This is a genomic window from Paenalcaligenes niemegkensis (assembly GCF_022230885.1).
GTDB lineage: Bacteria > Pseudomonadota > Gammaproteobacteria > Burkholderiales > Burkholderiaceae_B > Paenalcaligenes > Paenalcaligenes niemegkensis.
Map to the genome: position 1 here is coordinate 2251935 of NZ_JAKGCT010000004.1, position 14097 is coordinate 2266031.

14 protein-coding genes and 4 pseudogenes are annotated in these 14097 nt (G+C 50.6%); 7 read left to right on the top strand and 11 right to left on the bottom strand.

Annotated features, from left to right (window positions below; all coding sequences use genetic code 11):
* Positions 1-86: 86 nt before the first annotated feature.
* The 9 genes and pseudogenes from L1889_RS14995 to L1889_RS15040 form a co-directional block, all read right to left on the bottom strand.
* On the bottom strand, positions 87-449 hold the full coding sequence (locus L1889_RS14995; RefSeq protein ID WP_238665767.1) for a hypothetical protein: 363 nt from the start codon (positions 447-449) through the stop codon (positions 87-89).
* Between the two features lie 394 nt (positions 450-843).
* Positions 844-1101 (bottom strand): metallophosphoesterase, encoded by a 258-nt coding sequence (locus tag L1889_RS15000; protein ID WP_238665768.1) that lies wholly within the window; start codon positions 1099-1101, stop codon positions 844-846.
* Between the two features lie 332 nt (positions 1102-1433).
* A pseudogene (ureG, locus tag L1889_RS15005) lies at positions 1434-2086 on the bottom strand (urease accessory protein UreG).
* Entirely contained in the window at positions 1977-2927 is a 951-nt protein-coding gene (locus L1889_RS15010; protein ID WP_308217686.1) for an urease accessory protein UreF, read from the bottom strand. Before L1889_RS15010 ends, ureG begins: the two are co-directional and overlap by 110 nt.
* Positions 2812-3407, bottom strand: a pseudogene (gene ureE, locus L1889_RS18930) (urease accessory protein UreE). The gene L1889_RS15010 and the pseudogene ureE overlap by 116 nt, the downstream one beginning before the upstream one ends.
* Positions 3408-3412: 5 nt before the next feature.
* Positions 3413-5128 (bottom strand): urease subunit alpha, encoded by a 1716-nt coding sequence (gene ureC, locus L1889_RS15015; protein WP_238665770.1) that lies wholly within the window; start codon positions 5126-5128, stop codon positions 3413-3415.
* Complete coding sequence (locus L1889_RS15020; protein WP_238665771.1) at positions 5128-5433, bottom strand: urease subunit beta; 306 nt, start codon at positions 5431-5433, stop codon at positions 5128-5130. Before L1889_RS15020 ends, ureC begins: the two co-directional genes overlap by 1 nt.
* 87 nt (positions 5434-5520) lie before the next feature.
* Entirely contained in the window at positions 5521-5823 is a 303-nt protein-coding gene (locus L1889_RS15025) for an urease subunit gamma (RefSeq protein WP_238665772.1), read from the bottom strand.
* 144 nt (positions 5824-5967) lie between these two features.
* A pseudogene (locus tag L1889_RS15040) lies at positions 5968-6820 on the bottom strand (urease accessory protein UreD).
* A 566-nt stretch (positions 6821-7386) separates the two neighbouring features.
* On the opposite strand from L1889_RS15040, the gene asd reads away from it, so the two are divergent.
* From asd to L1889_RS18935, 7 genes are read left to right on the top strand one after another with little or no spacing between them, the layout of a single operon-like run.
* A complete protein-coding gene (gene asd / locus L1889_RS15045) occupies positions 7387-8232 on the top strand; it encodes an archaetidylserine decarboxylase (protein WP_238665776.1) in 846 nt (281 codons plus the stop codon).
* A 30-nt stretch (positions 8233-8262) separates the two neighbouring features.
* Positions 8263-9237: an Lnb N-terminal periplasmic domain-containing protein gene (locus L1889_RS15050; protein ID WP_238665777.1), complete on the top strand. Its 975-nt coding sequence runs from the start codon at positions 8263-8265 to the stop codon at positions 9235-9237.
* Positions 9238-9260: 23 nt separating this feature from the next.
* Complete coding sequence (locus L1889_RS15055) at positions 9261-9620, top strand: 2OG-Fe(II) oxygenase family protein (RefSeq protein WP_238665964.1); 360 nt, start codon at positions 9261-9263, stop codon at positions 9618-9620.
* Entirely contained in the window at positions 9569-9904 is a 336-nt protein-coding gene (locus tag L1889_RS15060; protein ID WP_238665955.1) for an alpha-ketoglutarate-dependent dioxygenase AlkB, read from the top strand. Before L1889_RS15055 ends, L1889_RS15060 begins: the two co-directional genes overlap by 52 nt.
* Before the next feature lie 11 nt (positions 9905-9915).
* Positions 9916-10458 (top strand): methylated-DNA--[protein]-cysteine S-methyltransferase, encoded by a 543-nt coding sequence (locus L1889_RS15065; protein ID WP_238665778.1) that lies wholly within the window; start codon positions 9916-9918, stop codon positions 10456-10458.
* A gap of 56 nt (positions 10459-10514) precedes the next feature.
* On the top strand, positions 10515-11771 hold the full coding sequence (locus L1889_RS15070; RefSeq protein WP_308217654.1) for an MFS transporter: 1257 nt from the start codon (positions 10515-10517) through the stop codon (positions 11769-11771).
* Between the two features lie 5 nt (positions 11772-11776).
* Complete coding sequence (locus tag L1889_RS18935; protein WP_308217655.1) at positions 11777-11932, top strand: hypothetical protein; 156 nt, start codon at positions 11777-11779, stop codon at positions 11930-11932.
* 78 nt (positions 11933-12010) lie between these two features.
* Here L1889_RS18935 and L1889_RS15075 read toward each other — a convergent pair whose 3' ends face one another.
* Complete coding sequence (locus L1889_RS15075; protein ID WP_238665779.1) at positions 12011-12565, bottom strand: DUF924 family protein; 555 nt, start codon at positions 12563-12565, stop codon at positions 12011-12013.
* A 111-nt stretch (positions 12566-12676) separates the two neighbouring features.
* A pseudogene (mnmE, locus tag L1889_RS15080) lies at positions 12677-14055 on the bottom strand (tRNA uridine-5-carboxymethylaminomethyl(34) synthesis GTPase MnmE).
* Positions 14056-14097: the final 42 nt, after the last annotated feature.

Genomic DNA, 14097 nt, shown 5'->3' on the forward strand with positions numbered 1-14097 from the left:
TTAAACCCTGTAGCTTCAGCACTACAAAGGTAGAACTCAGCAACTGGAATCGTTGGAAAGTGAGAACTCTTGCCCTGTCTCCAGAATTAAACGATTTTCTGGCCAGCGTAACGCTGCCAGGTAAAAATGATTCTCAGGAGCGAGGATTTCGGGGTGCCGTTCACGCCAGCGAGCTCCGACCGAGAAATCCACGCAAAAAACATTTTTTTCTGTCCGTGCCATTCATGACAGTCAATGTCGTCAAAAAGCTGGCTAAACCTGGATGCCTTGGGACTAAATTTAAATAAGCGCCAATAGTGACCGATCACCACTGGAACATCGTCTTTGTATGTATCCCACCAACGAGTGCGGTCTGTAAAACGCCATTTATTACCGATAAAAAACGGAGCTGGTGCTTGTTGTTCGAGGCCGGAGGTAAGCACTTTTATTGGATTGTGCTGACGTTCCAAAATTTCGTAGTCAGCAATCGTCTGTAAAAGGGAGGCTGAATCTGAGGATTTTCCAAAGCTTCAGCCCATTCCAGAATTACTTTTTGATATTCCCTTTCTAATCCACTCTGCTCGGCAATCAGCGTCGTCTCTTTTTCCCATGCACGATAAGCCTGCAAAAGGTCGGTATAGGTGGAGTTTCTGAGAGTTTCAATCGCGTCTTCATTCCAGCAAGCATGAACGATACGAATGTCATCACGTTCCAGGGCTAGCGGAAGTGTTTTTAAAAATTGTGGAAACTCATCCAGTTCTGTTTTCGTGGCCTTGGTGTAAGGCGCATAGAAAGCATTGTCCCTTTGCTGACGTTCTTCAAAAAACCAGCCCGATCCATCCTTTGCATCATTGAGTAAAAGGTTCAGCTCATGATTTCCGATGATGGCTGAAGCCAGTTTTTTTCTACCAGGCTTCGTACCTTTCGTAAGACACCAGGGCTATCGTTACCACGATCACAAAGGTCACCAACAAAAACAAGGTGACGCTGGTCTGGATGGTGGCCGTCAGTGTCGTAACCCAGATGCCCAAGAAGGGATTCCAGAGCATGGAGTTCTCCATGTACATCTCCCACGATATCCAGAGCAACGTTAGGAAGTTTGCGTATAAATAGTTGGGGCATGGTTGGACTCAGAGGAAAAGAGATTCTTTTATTAATAACTACTATATATACCTAATAATAGTAATGGGTGTCTGTGGATAAGTAGAACAGATCGTTCTAGCCGTTATCACAAGCGGCTTTGGCGCTGTTTTTTAGCTGTTGAGAAACGGCATTAAGGGATAGGACAGTTTCTGCATAAGTTTTGTGGATAACTTTGAAGCGGCACTTGTTCATAAAACTTCAACAAGTTATGCACAACCCTTCGCTATAGAGCTTATCCACAGCTAAAAAACAATAAAAAACGGCCTTAAAGGCCGTCGTGAAATTTATTTTTCAGCTTTGTTACATTAAGCTCAGGGCAAAAGCAGTCCTTCTTTCTTGATGAAATCGATGACTTCCTGCACGCCAGAATTAGTCTTTAGGTTGCACATCAAAAAGGGCTTATCCCCCGCATACGTTTGGCATCTTGCTCCATTACCTCAAGTGACGCGCCTACATGAGGCGCCAAATCGGTCTTGTTAATGAGCAGCAGATCAGACTTTGTAATGCCTGGGCCGCCCTTGCGAGGGATCTTTTCCCCGCTGGCGACATCGATGACATATATGGTGAGATCCGATAATTCCGGGCTGAATGTAGCGGCCAGGTTATCGCCCCCAGATTCGATAAATACAACGTCGGTGTCGGGAAATTTCGCAAGCATGCGATCTATAGCTTCCAAATTAATAGAAGCATCTTCCCGTATGGCCGTATGTGGGCATCCGCCCGTTTCCACACCCAAGATGCGTTCGGCAGGTAAAGCACCTGAAATAGTCAGCAGGCGCTGATCTTCTTTGGTGTAAATATCATTGGTAATGGCAATCAGATCAAACTCTGGGTGCATGCGCTTGCCTAACATTTCAAGCAAGGTGGTCTTGCCTGATCCTACCGGGCCCCCTACCCCTACCCTCAAGGGAGGCAACTTTTTGGTGCGTTGGTTTGAGTCTGGAGTTTGGGCAGAAGTTTGCATAACCGTACCTTTTAAGAACGAAATAGACGATTGAATTGATGTTCATGGCGGGAGGACACAACAGCGTACTGGGGGCGAACGACTGGACCTTGGGTGGCGCCGATGTGCTGCGTGCCAGAGCCTCGTTAACGGTGGAAGGTAGCAGTGCCAGCCCTGTTGTGAGGATCTGTTGTCCGGCGACCTGACCTAAAGGCACGCTTTTAATGGCAGCCGTTACCTGGTTCTCAAGCCATGTGTAGAAAAAAGCGGTTAGTGCGGCTGTTTTATCGATGTTCAAGGAGTAGGCAGCCAGTGAATGTACCGCTGGCAACGTCATGGGCTGAAGCTGCTGTAACTGTTTTTGCCGTTCAGAGCTATACCAACGTAGTTCACTGGCCAGTTTGTTGAGAGACCACCCCATTTGGGTGGTTTCCAAGCGGATTTCGCTGGTTTCACGTAACGCATAAAAATAGCTGTTCCAGTGAACGACGTCTTCAAAGCGTTCGCTTGACCACGCGTCGTACAGTAATGCCCAAATGGGGCCTTCAGAGTGCGCTACAACCCATTGAAGCTGCTGGCTGATCCAATCAGAGGCGCTATGCTTGTCATGTATCAGTCCTATTTCCACGGCCCCCTCGAGGCCTTGCGAGTAGCTGTAGCCACCAATAGGCAGAGCGGGGGATGACAGTTGAAGAATGGCTCCCAATTGAGCCATATCCAGGTTAAACATTGCCGAAGTCGCTTGCTCAGTCGTGGTGAGGCCCGTGTCCGCCATGGCCGTGATCGTGTGTGTGGTCGTGATGGGGATGGCCGTGTGAAGATTCGGGTTCATTTGCTGTGAACGCCGCTTGTGCCAGCGCATAGTCTTCATCGAAGCTTTCATCATGACCATGGCGATGGCCTCCCCGTAAGCGCCAACATCAGGGTTAAACGCAGCCTGCACCTGATCAAGTGTCAGGCCACCCAACTGGGTAAGCATGTCAACAAGCACAGGGTCATGCTCAAGCTGTAGATAGCCATCACCTACTTCGAGCGTGACGTGCCGATTGCCTAAGTGGTAGGCTGCCCTGGTTAATTGCAGGTTTGAGCCGCTGGTGATGCGCAGCACAGTTTCGCGCGCTGCGCGCACCATGATAAGTTCGCCATTGGCATCGGCTAGCCAGTCACCATCCACCAGTACTAGTCCGTGCTCTAGTGCCAGGCCGACCTCCTCGCCGGTATTCAGCTTAAGTCGCTGGCGGCTGCGTCGGCGGTCTGCAAAGCTTAATGTCACTACTGGTACATTATGGCGCTGACTTTCATCAGCCTGGTCGTGGCTGAGTCGTTGTTGAAAAATTCGCATAATTATTAGAAAAGAAAATAACGTTGGGCCATCGGCAAAACTTTAGCCGGCTCACAAGTAAGAAGTTCGCCATCAGCCATGACTTGATAAGTTTGTGGATCCACCGTGATAGCAGGAAGCCAATCGTTTCGGACCATGTCTTTCTTACCTATATTCCGGCAGTTTTTAACAGCAACCAGCGTTTTGTTCAGACCCAGGCTTTTTAGCTCCGGGCTATCGATGGCCGCCTGCGAAACGAAAGTGATAGAGGTGCGCAGTGCTTTGCCGTAAGAGGCATACATAGGGCGTATATAGACTGGCTGCGGTGTAGAGATTGAAGCGCCGGGGTCACCCACACTTGCTGTGGCAGCCATGCCGCCCTTGAGCACCATATTGACCTTAATCCCAAAAAAGGCGGGTTTCCACAGTACCAGATCAGCAAATTTCCCCACTTCAACCGAACCAACAATGTGACTGATGCCATGAGCGATTGCAGGGTTGATGGTGTACTTAGCAATAAAGCGTTTGATACGCTCGTTATCGGAACGGATTGAATCACCTTGTAGAGGACCCCGCTGCTTTTTCATCTTGTCGGCGGTTTGCCAGGTGCGTAAGACGACCTCGCCAACCCGGCCCATGGCTTGTGAGTCTGAACTCATAATCGAGAAGGCACCCAGATCGTGAAGAATATCCTCAGCAGCAATTGTTTCACGGCGGATCCGGCTTTCAGCAAAGGCCAGATCTTCTGCAATAGCTGGATTCAGGTGGTGACACACCATGACCATGTCCAGATGCTCATCAATAGTATTGACGGTGAAAGGCATGGTGGGATTCGTGGACGCGGGCAAGACGTTCTCCATGCCGGCTGCCACGATGACATCGGGGGCGTGTCCACCGCCGGCTCCCTCCGTATGGAAGGAGTGGATGGTGCGGCCCTTGAAAGCGCCAAAGGTGTCTTCCACGAAGCCTGACTCGTTGAGGGTATCGCTGTGTATGGCGACTTGCACATCCATTTCGTCGGCAATGTCCAGGCACGTATCAATAGTCTGTGGTGTGCTCGCCCAGTCTTCGTGGATTTTCAGCCCCATGGCGCCAGCCCGCACTTGTTCGCGCAGGGCTTCGTGTGAGCTGGAACTTCCCTTGCCAAATAAACCAATGTTCACCGGCATGGTATCTAGTGATTGCAGCATGGCCTGAAGATGCCACACCCCGGAGGTCGAGGTAGTGGCCAGGGAACCTGTGGCGGGGCCTGTACCACCCCCTATAAGGGTAGTGGTTCCAGTAGCCAGGGCTTCTTCTACCTGCTGCGGACAAATGAAGTGGATATGCGTATCGATGGCACCGGCTGTGATGATCATGCCTTCACCGGCAATAATTTCGGTTCCTGCACCAATAATAATGTCGACTCCGGGCTGAATATCAGGATTTCCTGCCTTACCTATACCGCTAATAAAGCCGTCTTTAATTCCGATGTCAGCCTTAACAATACCGGTAATGGCATCGATAATCATGGCGTTGGTGATAACAGTGTCAGCAACATCTTTAGCCAAGCGCTGGCTTTGTCCCATGCCATCGCGTATAACCTTGCCGCCCCCGAATTTCACCTCTTCGCCAAAGGTGGTGAAGTCTTTTTCGATCTCGGCCAAGAGTTCGGTATCGGCAAGACGGACTCGGTCGCCCTTGCCATCTGCAAACGTAGGACCATAAATTTCGGTATAGGCTTTACGAGAAATCGTACTCATTAAAGGGCTCCCATGACGTCACCGTGAAATCCATATACATGCCGTAATCCACCCAAGGCTACGAGTTCAATAGTACGGCGCTGTCCTGGCTCGAAGCGGATCGCATTCCCGGCTGGGATATTTAAGCGGAAGCCACGCGCTGCTTTTCGATCGAATTCAAGGGCGCGGTTTACTTCAGCAAAATGATAGTGTGAACCGACTTGAACAGGACGATCACCGGTATTGATCACAATCAATGACAAGGTCTCGCGGCCCACGTTCAGTTTGATGTCACCATCTTCAGCAATAATTTCACCTGGAATCATATGTTATCCACGCGTAAAAAAATGATAAATAAAAAGCTGCCGACACAATGAGGTCTGGCTAGTCCTGCGCTATGCTGTATTCGATCCCTAGATGATAGGGTTGTGCACAGTTACTAATTTGGTCCCGTCGGGAAATGTGGCTTCCACCTGTATGTCCGGAATCATTTCTGGAATTCCTTCCATTACATCGTCGCGGCTAAGAATTTGGGTTCCATCGTTCATTAACTCTGCAACAGTGCGCCCATCCCGGGCTCCTTCCATCAGCGAGGCCGTGATCAGCGCGACGGCTTCTGGATAATTTAGTTTTAAACCGCGTGCTTTACGACGTTCAGCCAGAAGCGCTGCGGTGAAAATCAATAATTTATCTCGTTCGCGTGGCGTTAATTCCATCTCAATTTCCTATTACACAAATGCGTCAAGCCCAGTGGGGTCTTTCGTCGCCTTTCAGGCAGAAATGCTTTAAAACAGTCGGGCTACGGGCTAGTCTCGTGTTTAAACAGACTGAAGCTAATGTTCAGGTGCACCCGGCTGGAATCAGGTATTCCATAATCGCAGGTGGTTGGCTGGTGTGTTCAACATCAAAGGGCGCAGCTGCTGCCAGGCTTCGATTAAAAAGTGTTTAACATCTTCAGCATGTTGGGCAAGCACTCGAATAAGATACAAGTTATGTGTGGCGCTGTACTCTAGTTTGCTGACCCCCGCTCGGATCTGCTCACTCCAGGGCATACCTTGGGCGAGCTGTTCGTAGCTTTCGTGCGAAAGCTCATGACCAAATGCCCACAGCGTGCCACTAACCGGGAAGGACGCCAAACCATTCATGCTGTTTCGCAAGGGGTCTGCAGCACTGAGTTCGCCCGTATCAATCCAAAAACCTGACCTTCTATCCACAGTTCTGTGGTGGTACGCAAATGGCCTGCTTTCCAATGACCTTCGCGAAGCACGCTGCCCAGCTGGAAGTAATCCCAACCAATGGCGGTCGCATCGGCGCTGAGATTCACGATGGTCGTGTTCTTCGCATTAGACTCTTCGAAAAAATATTTTCGCAAGGAAGCCATTCAAGCTTTGAATGGGCTGAAACGTCCAAGGTGACCGTTTGAACCGACTCACGCCCATTGGCCTTGTACCAGCGGGTGGCGCCGGTGTTGGCAAGCACAGCATGCGCACCGTGATCTACGTGCACACGAATATCAAGCACGTCGCCCCCTGCAATTCCCGAAGGGGGATGCAAAATGGTTACGTGGCAAATTTCAGGACCTTCGGGATAAAGGGCCTTTTGTATTAAAAGAGGACCTTTATGGTGACGCCGAGCAAGAATGCTGCGCGTAGCATTTTGTAACGAAAAGCTGAGAGAGAGCTCAGCGTGCCATTGATTTAAAACCTCGGTCATGAAATGTGCCGCGAAGAAAACGCAAGTTAGTGTGATCGATGAGGAAACACAAAATGAACGCCCATCTTTTACGCTGTTATGAGAAAACGCGTTTTTTAATATGCTACGGTACGTTGGTTAGAGATAGTTTACATAAGCGAATGGATATATCAATAGCATTTGTGTATAAAAACTTAATTTAGTTATAAAACAAAGACTTAGGCTTGTGTATAAGCTCTGTAAAAGATGTGGGTAAAGCTGTGTGGTCCACGGTGAGCACATAGAGTGAAGGTCTGAAGAGACAAGTAGCTGTTTTTCATGCACTTAGCCGTGACAGAGTGCACGGAGCATGCCAAAATTGCTCGTCCCCTTGTTTGCTGAAGGCAGAGAAGTCATGTCCTGGCCTACCATTTTTTAAAATTTCCACGTCGCCCACACCTGTTTATCGTTTTGCTCGTGACTGGAGAGATTCACCATACACAGGGCGGACAGAGCGCTGTATTTGGCAAAGAATGGCGGACGCAACAAAATAGAGTTGATTTAGTATTGGCCAATTCCCGCAGGCTGATCACGGAAATTTTTTAATTATGTTCAATCGTTTAGCTGTTCTTCCTCAGTATTTGTTTCCTAAGCGGCTTTTGACCGAGTTTGCGGGCAAGGTTGCCTCGCATAAAGGAGGCGCCTGGACGACAAAAATCATTATGCGCTTTATACGTCGTTACAACGTGGACATGAGTGAAGCGCAGAACTCCGACCCTACCGCATATGCCAGCTTCAACGAATTCTTCACGCGTCCCTTAAAAGAAGGTGCCAGACCTATTTCGGAAGCTGATCTGGTTAGTCCCGTTGACGGGGCCATAAGTCAATTAGGTGCAATAAAGACCCATCAAATATTTCAGGCTAAAGGCCATGACTACAGCACTCAAACCCTGGTGGGCGGAGACGCAGCACTGGCAGCGAAGTTTCGTGATGGCTTGTATGCAACTCTCTACCTGAGTCCACGTGATTACCACCGGGTCCATATGCCATGTGACGGACGATTGTTACGTATGATCTATGTGCCCGGAGACTTGTTTTCGGTTAACCCAACGACGGCACGAGGCGTTCCCGGGCTTTTTGCCCGCAACGAGCGAGTCGTATGTGTGTTTGATTCCGAGCGCGGGCCATTCGTAATGGCGTTGGTAGGCGCCACCATTGTCGGTAGTATGGAAACAGTATGGCATGGGCAAGTGAACCCGCCCAGGGCAAAAGAAATTGTTGAGTGGTCATACGACGATCAGGCTATTTGCTTAAAGAAAGGCGAGGAGATGGGGCGTTTCTTGCTCGGATCAACGGTGGTGCTACTTTTTCCTCAGGACTCTTACCGGTTCAATCTTGCCTGGTCTGCAACCGGTTCAATTAAAATGGGCGAAACCATGGGTGAAACCCTTTAACCTACACCCAGACCATTACAGGGGCACACAATGATTTGGCGCACGTTATTGTTTATACCTGCACTATTCTCGATAGCTTGGGGTGCGCTGGCCTTGTTTTACCAGCTTCAGCTGTCGGGCTGGGCCCGGTGGGCCATAATTGTCATCTGGTGTGTGATTAACGGTTTTTTGTTGTGGGAGTGGTGGCGCAAGGGGGCGGGATGGCAGTTATTGTGTGTGGTTTTGCTCTTGCTTATGCTGGGCGCCTGGTGGAGCACTATCAAAGCTTCGAATCACCGTGATTGGGCTGAAGATGTTAACCGCTTAACCACTGCCGAAGTAAATGGTACCCATGTGATCTTGCACAACGTACGTAATTTTGACTGGATAAACCGGGATAAGGCCAATGCCCGATGGGAAACCCGCCAATACGATATTGATCAAATTCAAAGTGTAGATGTTTTCCTGTCGTATTGGATGGGGCCGGCTATTGCTCATACCTTGGTCTCGTTTGGGTTCAGCAATGGCGAACAGGTAGTTTGGTCGGTAGAAATACGCCGCGAGAAACACGAGTCATTTTCATCTGTAGGCGGTTTCTTCAAGAAGTTTGAAATGAGTGTGGTGGCAGCTGACGAGAATGACATTGTCCGTTTACGTACCAATGCCCGGGGCGAGGATGTCTATCGCTATAAAGTCAACATGGACTTGCCTGCAGCCCGCTCGTTATTCTTAGCCTATGCAGACACGGCAAACGAAGTTGCGGCCGAGCCGCGCTTCTATCACACGGTTATTGCCAATTGCACCACCATTATTTATGAGCTGGTTACACGGATAATTCCTGGTCTGCCTAAAGATTATCGGTTGTTGCTGTCAGGCTATCTGCCTGAATACCTATATGGAATTAAGGCATTAGATAACTCCGAATCGCTGGCGCAATTGCGTCAGCAGGCTGCGATTACTGAACGAGCCAAAAAAATTCCTGAAAACGTTGATTTTTCGCAGTATATTCGTCAAGCCCCGAATTGAGGGCTGCGAAGTAAATCGCTTTTATGACTTTTGACCTGTTTGCGAATAGCGGTGCTGCAGAGCCAGAGTTTTTGACTCCTCATACGGTTTTGTTTCCGGGTTATTTGCTTGGTGAAGTGGACTGGCTGTACGCGGAATTGGCAGCTCTTGAAAAACAGTTTCCATTCAGATCCATGCGTACGCCTAAAGGTAAAATGTCGGTGGCGACGACCAGTTGGGGGCCATTAGGCTGGACAAGTGATGAATCAGGCTATCGTTACACCACCGTTGACCCCATAAGTCAGCGTCACTGGCCCGCCCTGCCCCCAGGTTGCATGCATTGGCCTCTAAGGTGGCTGACCTGGCGGGTTACCCCAATTTCAACCCCGACAGCTGCCTGGTGAACCAATATTCGCCACAGTCTAAAATGGGCCTGCACCAGGATAAGAATGAACAAGACTATAGTCAGCCGATTGTCTCCTTTTCCTTAGGTTTGGCGGCTACTTTTCTGATGGGCGGTTTGCAGCGCTCAGATCCGGTTCATAAACTGAACCTTAGGCATGGTGACGTATTGGTGTTCGGAGGCCCGGATCGCTTGCGTTATCACGGCATTTCGTCTGTAGCCAGGCCTTCGGACAATCAGTCGATCTCTGCACGACTTAACTTTACATTCAGACGTGTGTCATAAGGATAATGATGATGTTGTCAGCCCAGCCGCAGCCGTCACCCGCGGTGCTACGTTATGCACATACCCTGAGCCCTCTGGGGACGGTAACCGTCGCTATACGCGATAATGCTGTGTGCGCTGTGATACTGAGCGATGATGTAGAGCAGGCTTTTCAAGACTTGCAGCGCATGTTTAAGGGTGAGCCACTACAGCACGATGAAGAGAACGTATCCAGTCTCTGTCTGCGAGTGAAGCAGAAAATACTGAAACCCGGTCTGGGCGACGATATCGAGCTGCGCGTGGTGGGTACCCCATTTCAGCAACGTGTATGGAAGCAGCTTCTCACGATTCCAGCCGGAGAGACGCGAAGCTATTCAGAGCTGGCATTCCTGATTGGTAAACCGAAGGCGGTACGGGCTGTTGCCAGCGCTTGCGCAGCGAACAGAATCGCCGTATTGATCCCATGCCATCGTGTAGTACGGCAGGATGGTGTACTGTCGGGCTACCGTTGGGGCTTAGCGCGAAAAAATGAATTGCTGCGTCTGGAAAATACACGGCAACAGTCTTTCTCATAATCAATGTGCTGTGTGGTTCGTGCATACATGGCTTAACTTTTACTGATGTTTTTTGAATGACCCCTACCACTAATGATTCATGGGCAACCCTGTTAAGTGGGCGCAATGGACTGCGCTCCCTTGCCCTGGCTGGCGGAGTGTCCGTGCATGCCATCAATGTTTACCTGGTGACGACCATTCTGCCCTCTGTAGTGCGAGACATTGGCGGCCTGGAATATTACGCATGGAACATGACGCTATTCGTCATGGCTTCTATTTTGGGTTCTACCCTTTCTCCTAAGTTCATCCAGTCCTTCGGTTTACGGAATGCCTTCTTCATTGCAATGGGGATATTCATTGCGGGAACAGCCTGCTGCGCAGTGGCGCCCTCCATGACTGCCATGTTGATGGGAAGAACGGTACAAGGTCTGGGTGGGGGCTTCCTGCTTGGCCTGAGCTATTCTGCTGTACGCATCGTGTTCGAGGAAGCTCTGTGGCCACGAGCCATGGTGCTGATATCCAGCATGTGGGGAGTTGCCACCCTGATTGGACCAACTCTTGGGGGGATATTTGCACAATCAGGCCATTGGAGACTGGCTTTCTGGTCGGTTATCCCAGTGGTCTTGCTTCTATTGGTATTGGTGTGGACACAAATTAAGCCCACGAGCTCCCGCGATGATGAAAACGTAAAGGTTCCGGCGGGGAAAATCGTCGTGCTGGGCTTGTCGGTATTTATTGTGTCGTATGCAAGCTTATCTGATCAATGGCCGATTAATGCCTTGGGCCTGGCGACAGCGCTCGTGCTGACCATTTTGGTGGGCCGGGCGGACAATGGATCGGCTGCCAATCTGTTACCGCATGGTACCTATCGTTTTGGCGGTTCTCTTGCGGTGTATTACCTGTGTGTAGCTTTTTTAAGCCTGGCAGTAACGATTGAGGTTTTTATACCTTACTTCTTGCAGACCATACATGAGCAGCGTCCATTGATAGCGGGTTATTTCATGGCGTCGATATCGTTTGGCTGGACGTCTGGATCCTTTCTAAGTGCAGGCCGTTCAGTACAGGCGACCGAGCGTTATGTGCAGTTTGGTCCTTTAGTGTCTGCCGCCGGGCTGCTGCTATTGGCCATACTCATGCCGCTGGATCTGACGCAGTACATGGGTGGGGCTTATTGGCTGATCCTGCCCCTGGTTTGTATAGGCGGGGGAATAGGCGTGTGCTGGCCGCATTTATTAACTCGCGTGTTTCATGTGGCCCCTGCAGGCCAGGAGAATATTGCATCGGCCGCTATCATTACGGTGCAGCTGTACGCTCTCGCTCTCGGGGGGCGTTAGCCGGAATGCTGACTAACCTGTCGGGCCTGGTTAACCCGGGCGGCGCGGTGGGTGCCCGTTCTGCCTCGGTAGTCCTATTTTTGGTGATGGCAATAGGACCGTTTTTAGCCGCGTGGCTCATCTACAAGAAGCAAAAGACGGCAGTTCACGCTGTTGGCTAATTGGCTGAGGTGCACACGCGTGAAAAAGTAAAAGGAACACCGCCGCTACATTGTGTTCCGGTTGATGACAGAGGGCGTTTATCCGCTAAACCCGCCCTCTTCTAAAAACCTGAGTTCGTCTTGGGTTGAGCGGCGGGCCAATATGGCATTGCGATGTGGAAAGCGCCCATATCGCTTAATAATATCGCGGTGGTGAAGTGCGAACTTAAGCCCTTCTCCGGTTTCCCCACGCTCATTAAGCTGCACAGCCAGGTCTTGATCGAGAGGGTCTTCGCTGTGGGTAAAAGGAAGATAGCAAAACACGCGTAATGATGGCTCGAGGTTTAAATCGCCTTTGCGTTCTGTTACGAGCCGTGCGTAGTGCCGTGCCAGGGGGTCGGTTGCATACATATGTCCCGTGTTGCGGAAGCAGTTGCGGGGGTATTGATCCAATAAAATAAGTAAAGCCAAGGCTCCTTCGTCGCTGCTGGCCCAGAGGTCATGCGCCCGGCGAGCTGCTTGCCAATGCAGAAGCTCGAACTGTGTTTTGAAACGCCCGTCAAAATCTGCGCTTTTGACAAACCAGTGTTTGGCAGAGGCCAGCCAAAAATCGATAATGTCACGGATGGCGGGCGATACGGCTGAAGTCGGCATGCTGTTTTCCCTATGAGTGAAAGTGCTTGAACGATACCGTCAATAAAGCAAGTTGAAAGATACGGCCAGGGTAAGAATAGCTGGGTTATGGCTTCTGATTGCCAGTTGGCTCTATTTGCCGATGCAAAAGCTGGAGAAAATTTCTCCTAGCAGGTCATCGCTGCTAAACACTCCGGTGATCGAAGACAACTGATCATGGGCAAGACGCAGCTCTTCAGCGAACAGATCAAGTACTTGGTCTGTCTGAGCCGCATGAGCTGCAGCCATTTTTAGGTGTCCATCGGTAGCCTTCAAGGCTTGCAGGTGCCGTTCACGCGCGAGCCAGGGTGACTCAGAGCTGGAGTTCCAGCCAGCGATGTCCAGGAGCACCTGTCGTAGTTCATCCAGTCCTTTACCACTTTTTGCCGATATATAGAGAGTCTGCCCAGTGTTTTCAGTGGTGCCTATCGCTGATTCCGGACTGCTCTCAAGCAGGTCCGACTTGTTATGGACAATAAGGGTGGGCGTGTTGGCAGGCAGGCGTGCGGTAATGGCGCTGTCGAGCTGATCGCCGGGGTATCGCGCATCATGAAGGTGAATGATAACGTTGGCTTTTTCTATTTCGGCCCAGCTTCTGGCGATGCCGATGCTTTCGACGGTATCCTCAGTCTCGCGTAGTCCTGCCGTGTCAACGATATGAATAGGCACACCATCGAGATGAATGAGCTGTGTGACGCGATCGCGAGTGGTTCCTGCTATGTCGGTCACGATGGCGATATCGTCGCCGGCCAGGGCGTTCAGAAGGCTTGATTTACCTACATTGGGCTGCCCTGCCAGTACGACGTGCAGGCCATCCCTTAAAACCATTCCTTGCTTGGCCTGGCGTAGTATTTCAGCAAGTTCTTTTTCAATATTTTGCAGCGTGTCGGCGGCCTGGTACTTTTCGAGGAAGTCAATTTCTTCTTCGGGGAAATCCAGGGTGGCTTCAACCAGCATACGCAGATGAATAATGTCATCTGCAAGCTGATTTACCCGCTTGGAAAAAGCACCACTGAGTGAGGCCATCGCGCTTTTGGCTGCGGCGGCGGACGAAGCATCAATCAGGTCTGCAACGGCCTCGGCCTGAGCCAGATCCATCCGGTCATTCAGGTAGGCGCGTTGCGTGAATTCGCCTGGTGCAGCCAGACGCAGACGACTTTCTTTCCCTATCTGCAGACAACGCTCTAGAACACGTCGCAGTACCGCTGGCCCCCATGCCCCTGCAGTTCGACTACATCCTCGCCAGTGTAGGAATTCGGCCCTTTAAAGTATATGGCTACGCCTTCATCAATGGCCTGCCCCTGTTCATCGTTAAATGGCAGGTAGTGAGCATGCCGCGGTGTGAGCGCGGTATTGAACAGCTTCTTGATGAGCGGGCTGAGCGCGGCGCCGGAGATGCGGATGATTCCGATGCCTCCGCGTCCTGGAGCCGTAGCGATGGCGATAATGGGGTCTGTATGTGTGTTGGTCATGGGCTATGGGTTTTGCTGAAGGTCGAGGATATCTATTGTAAT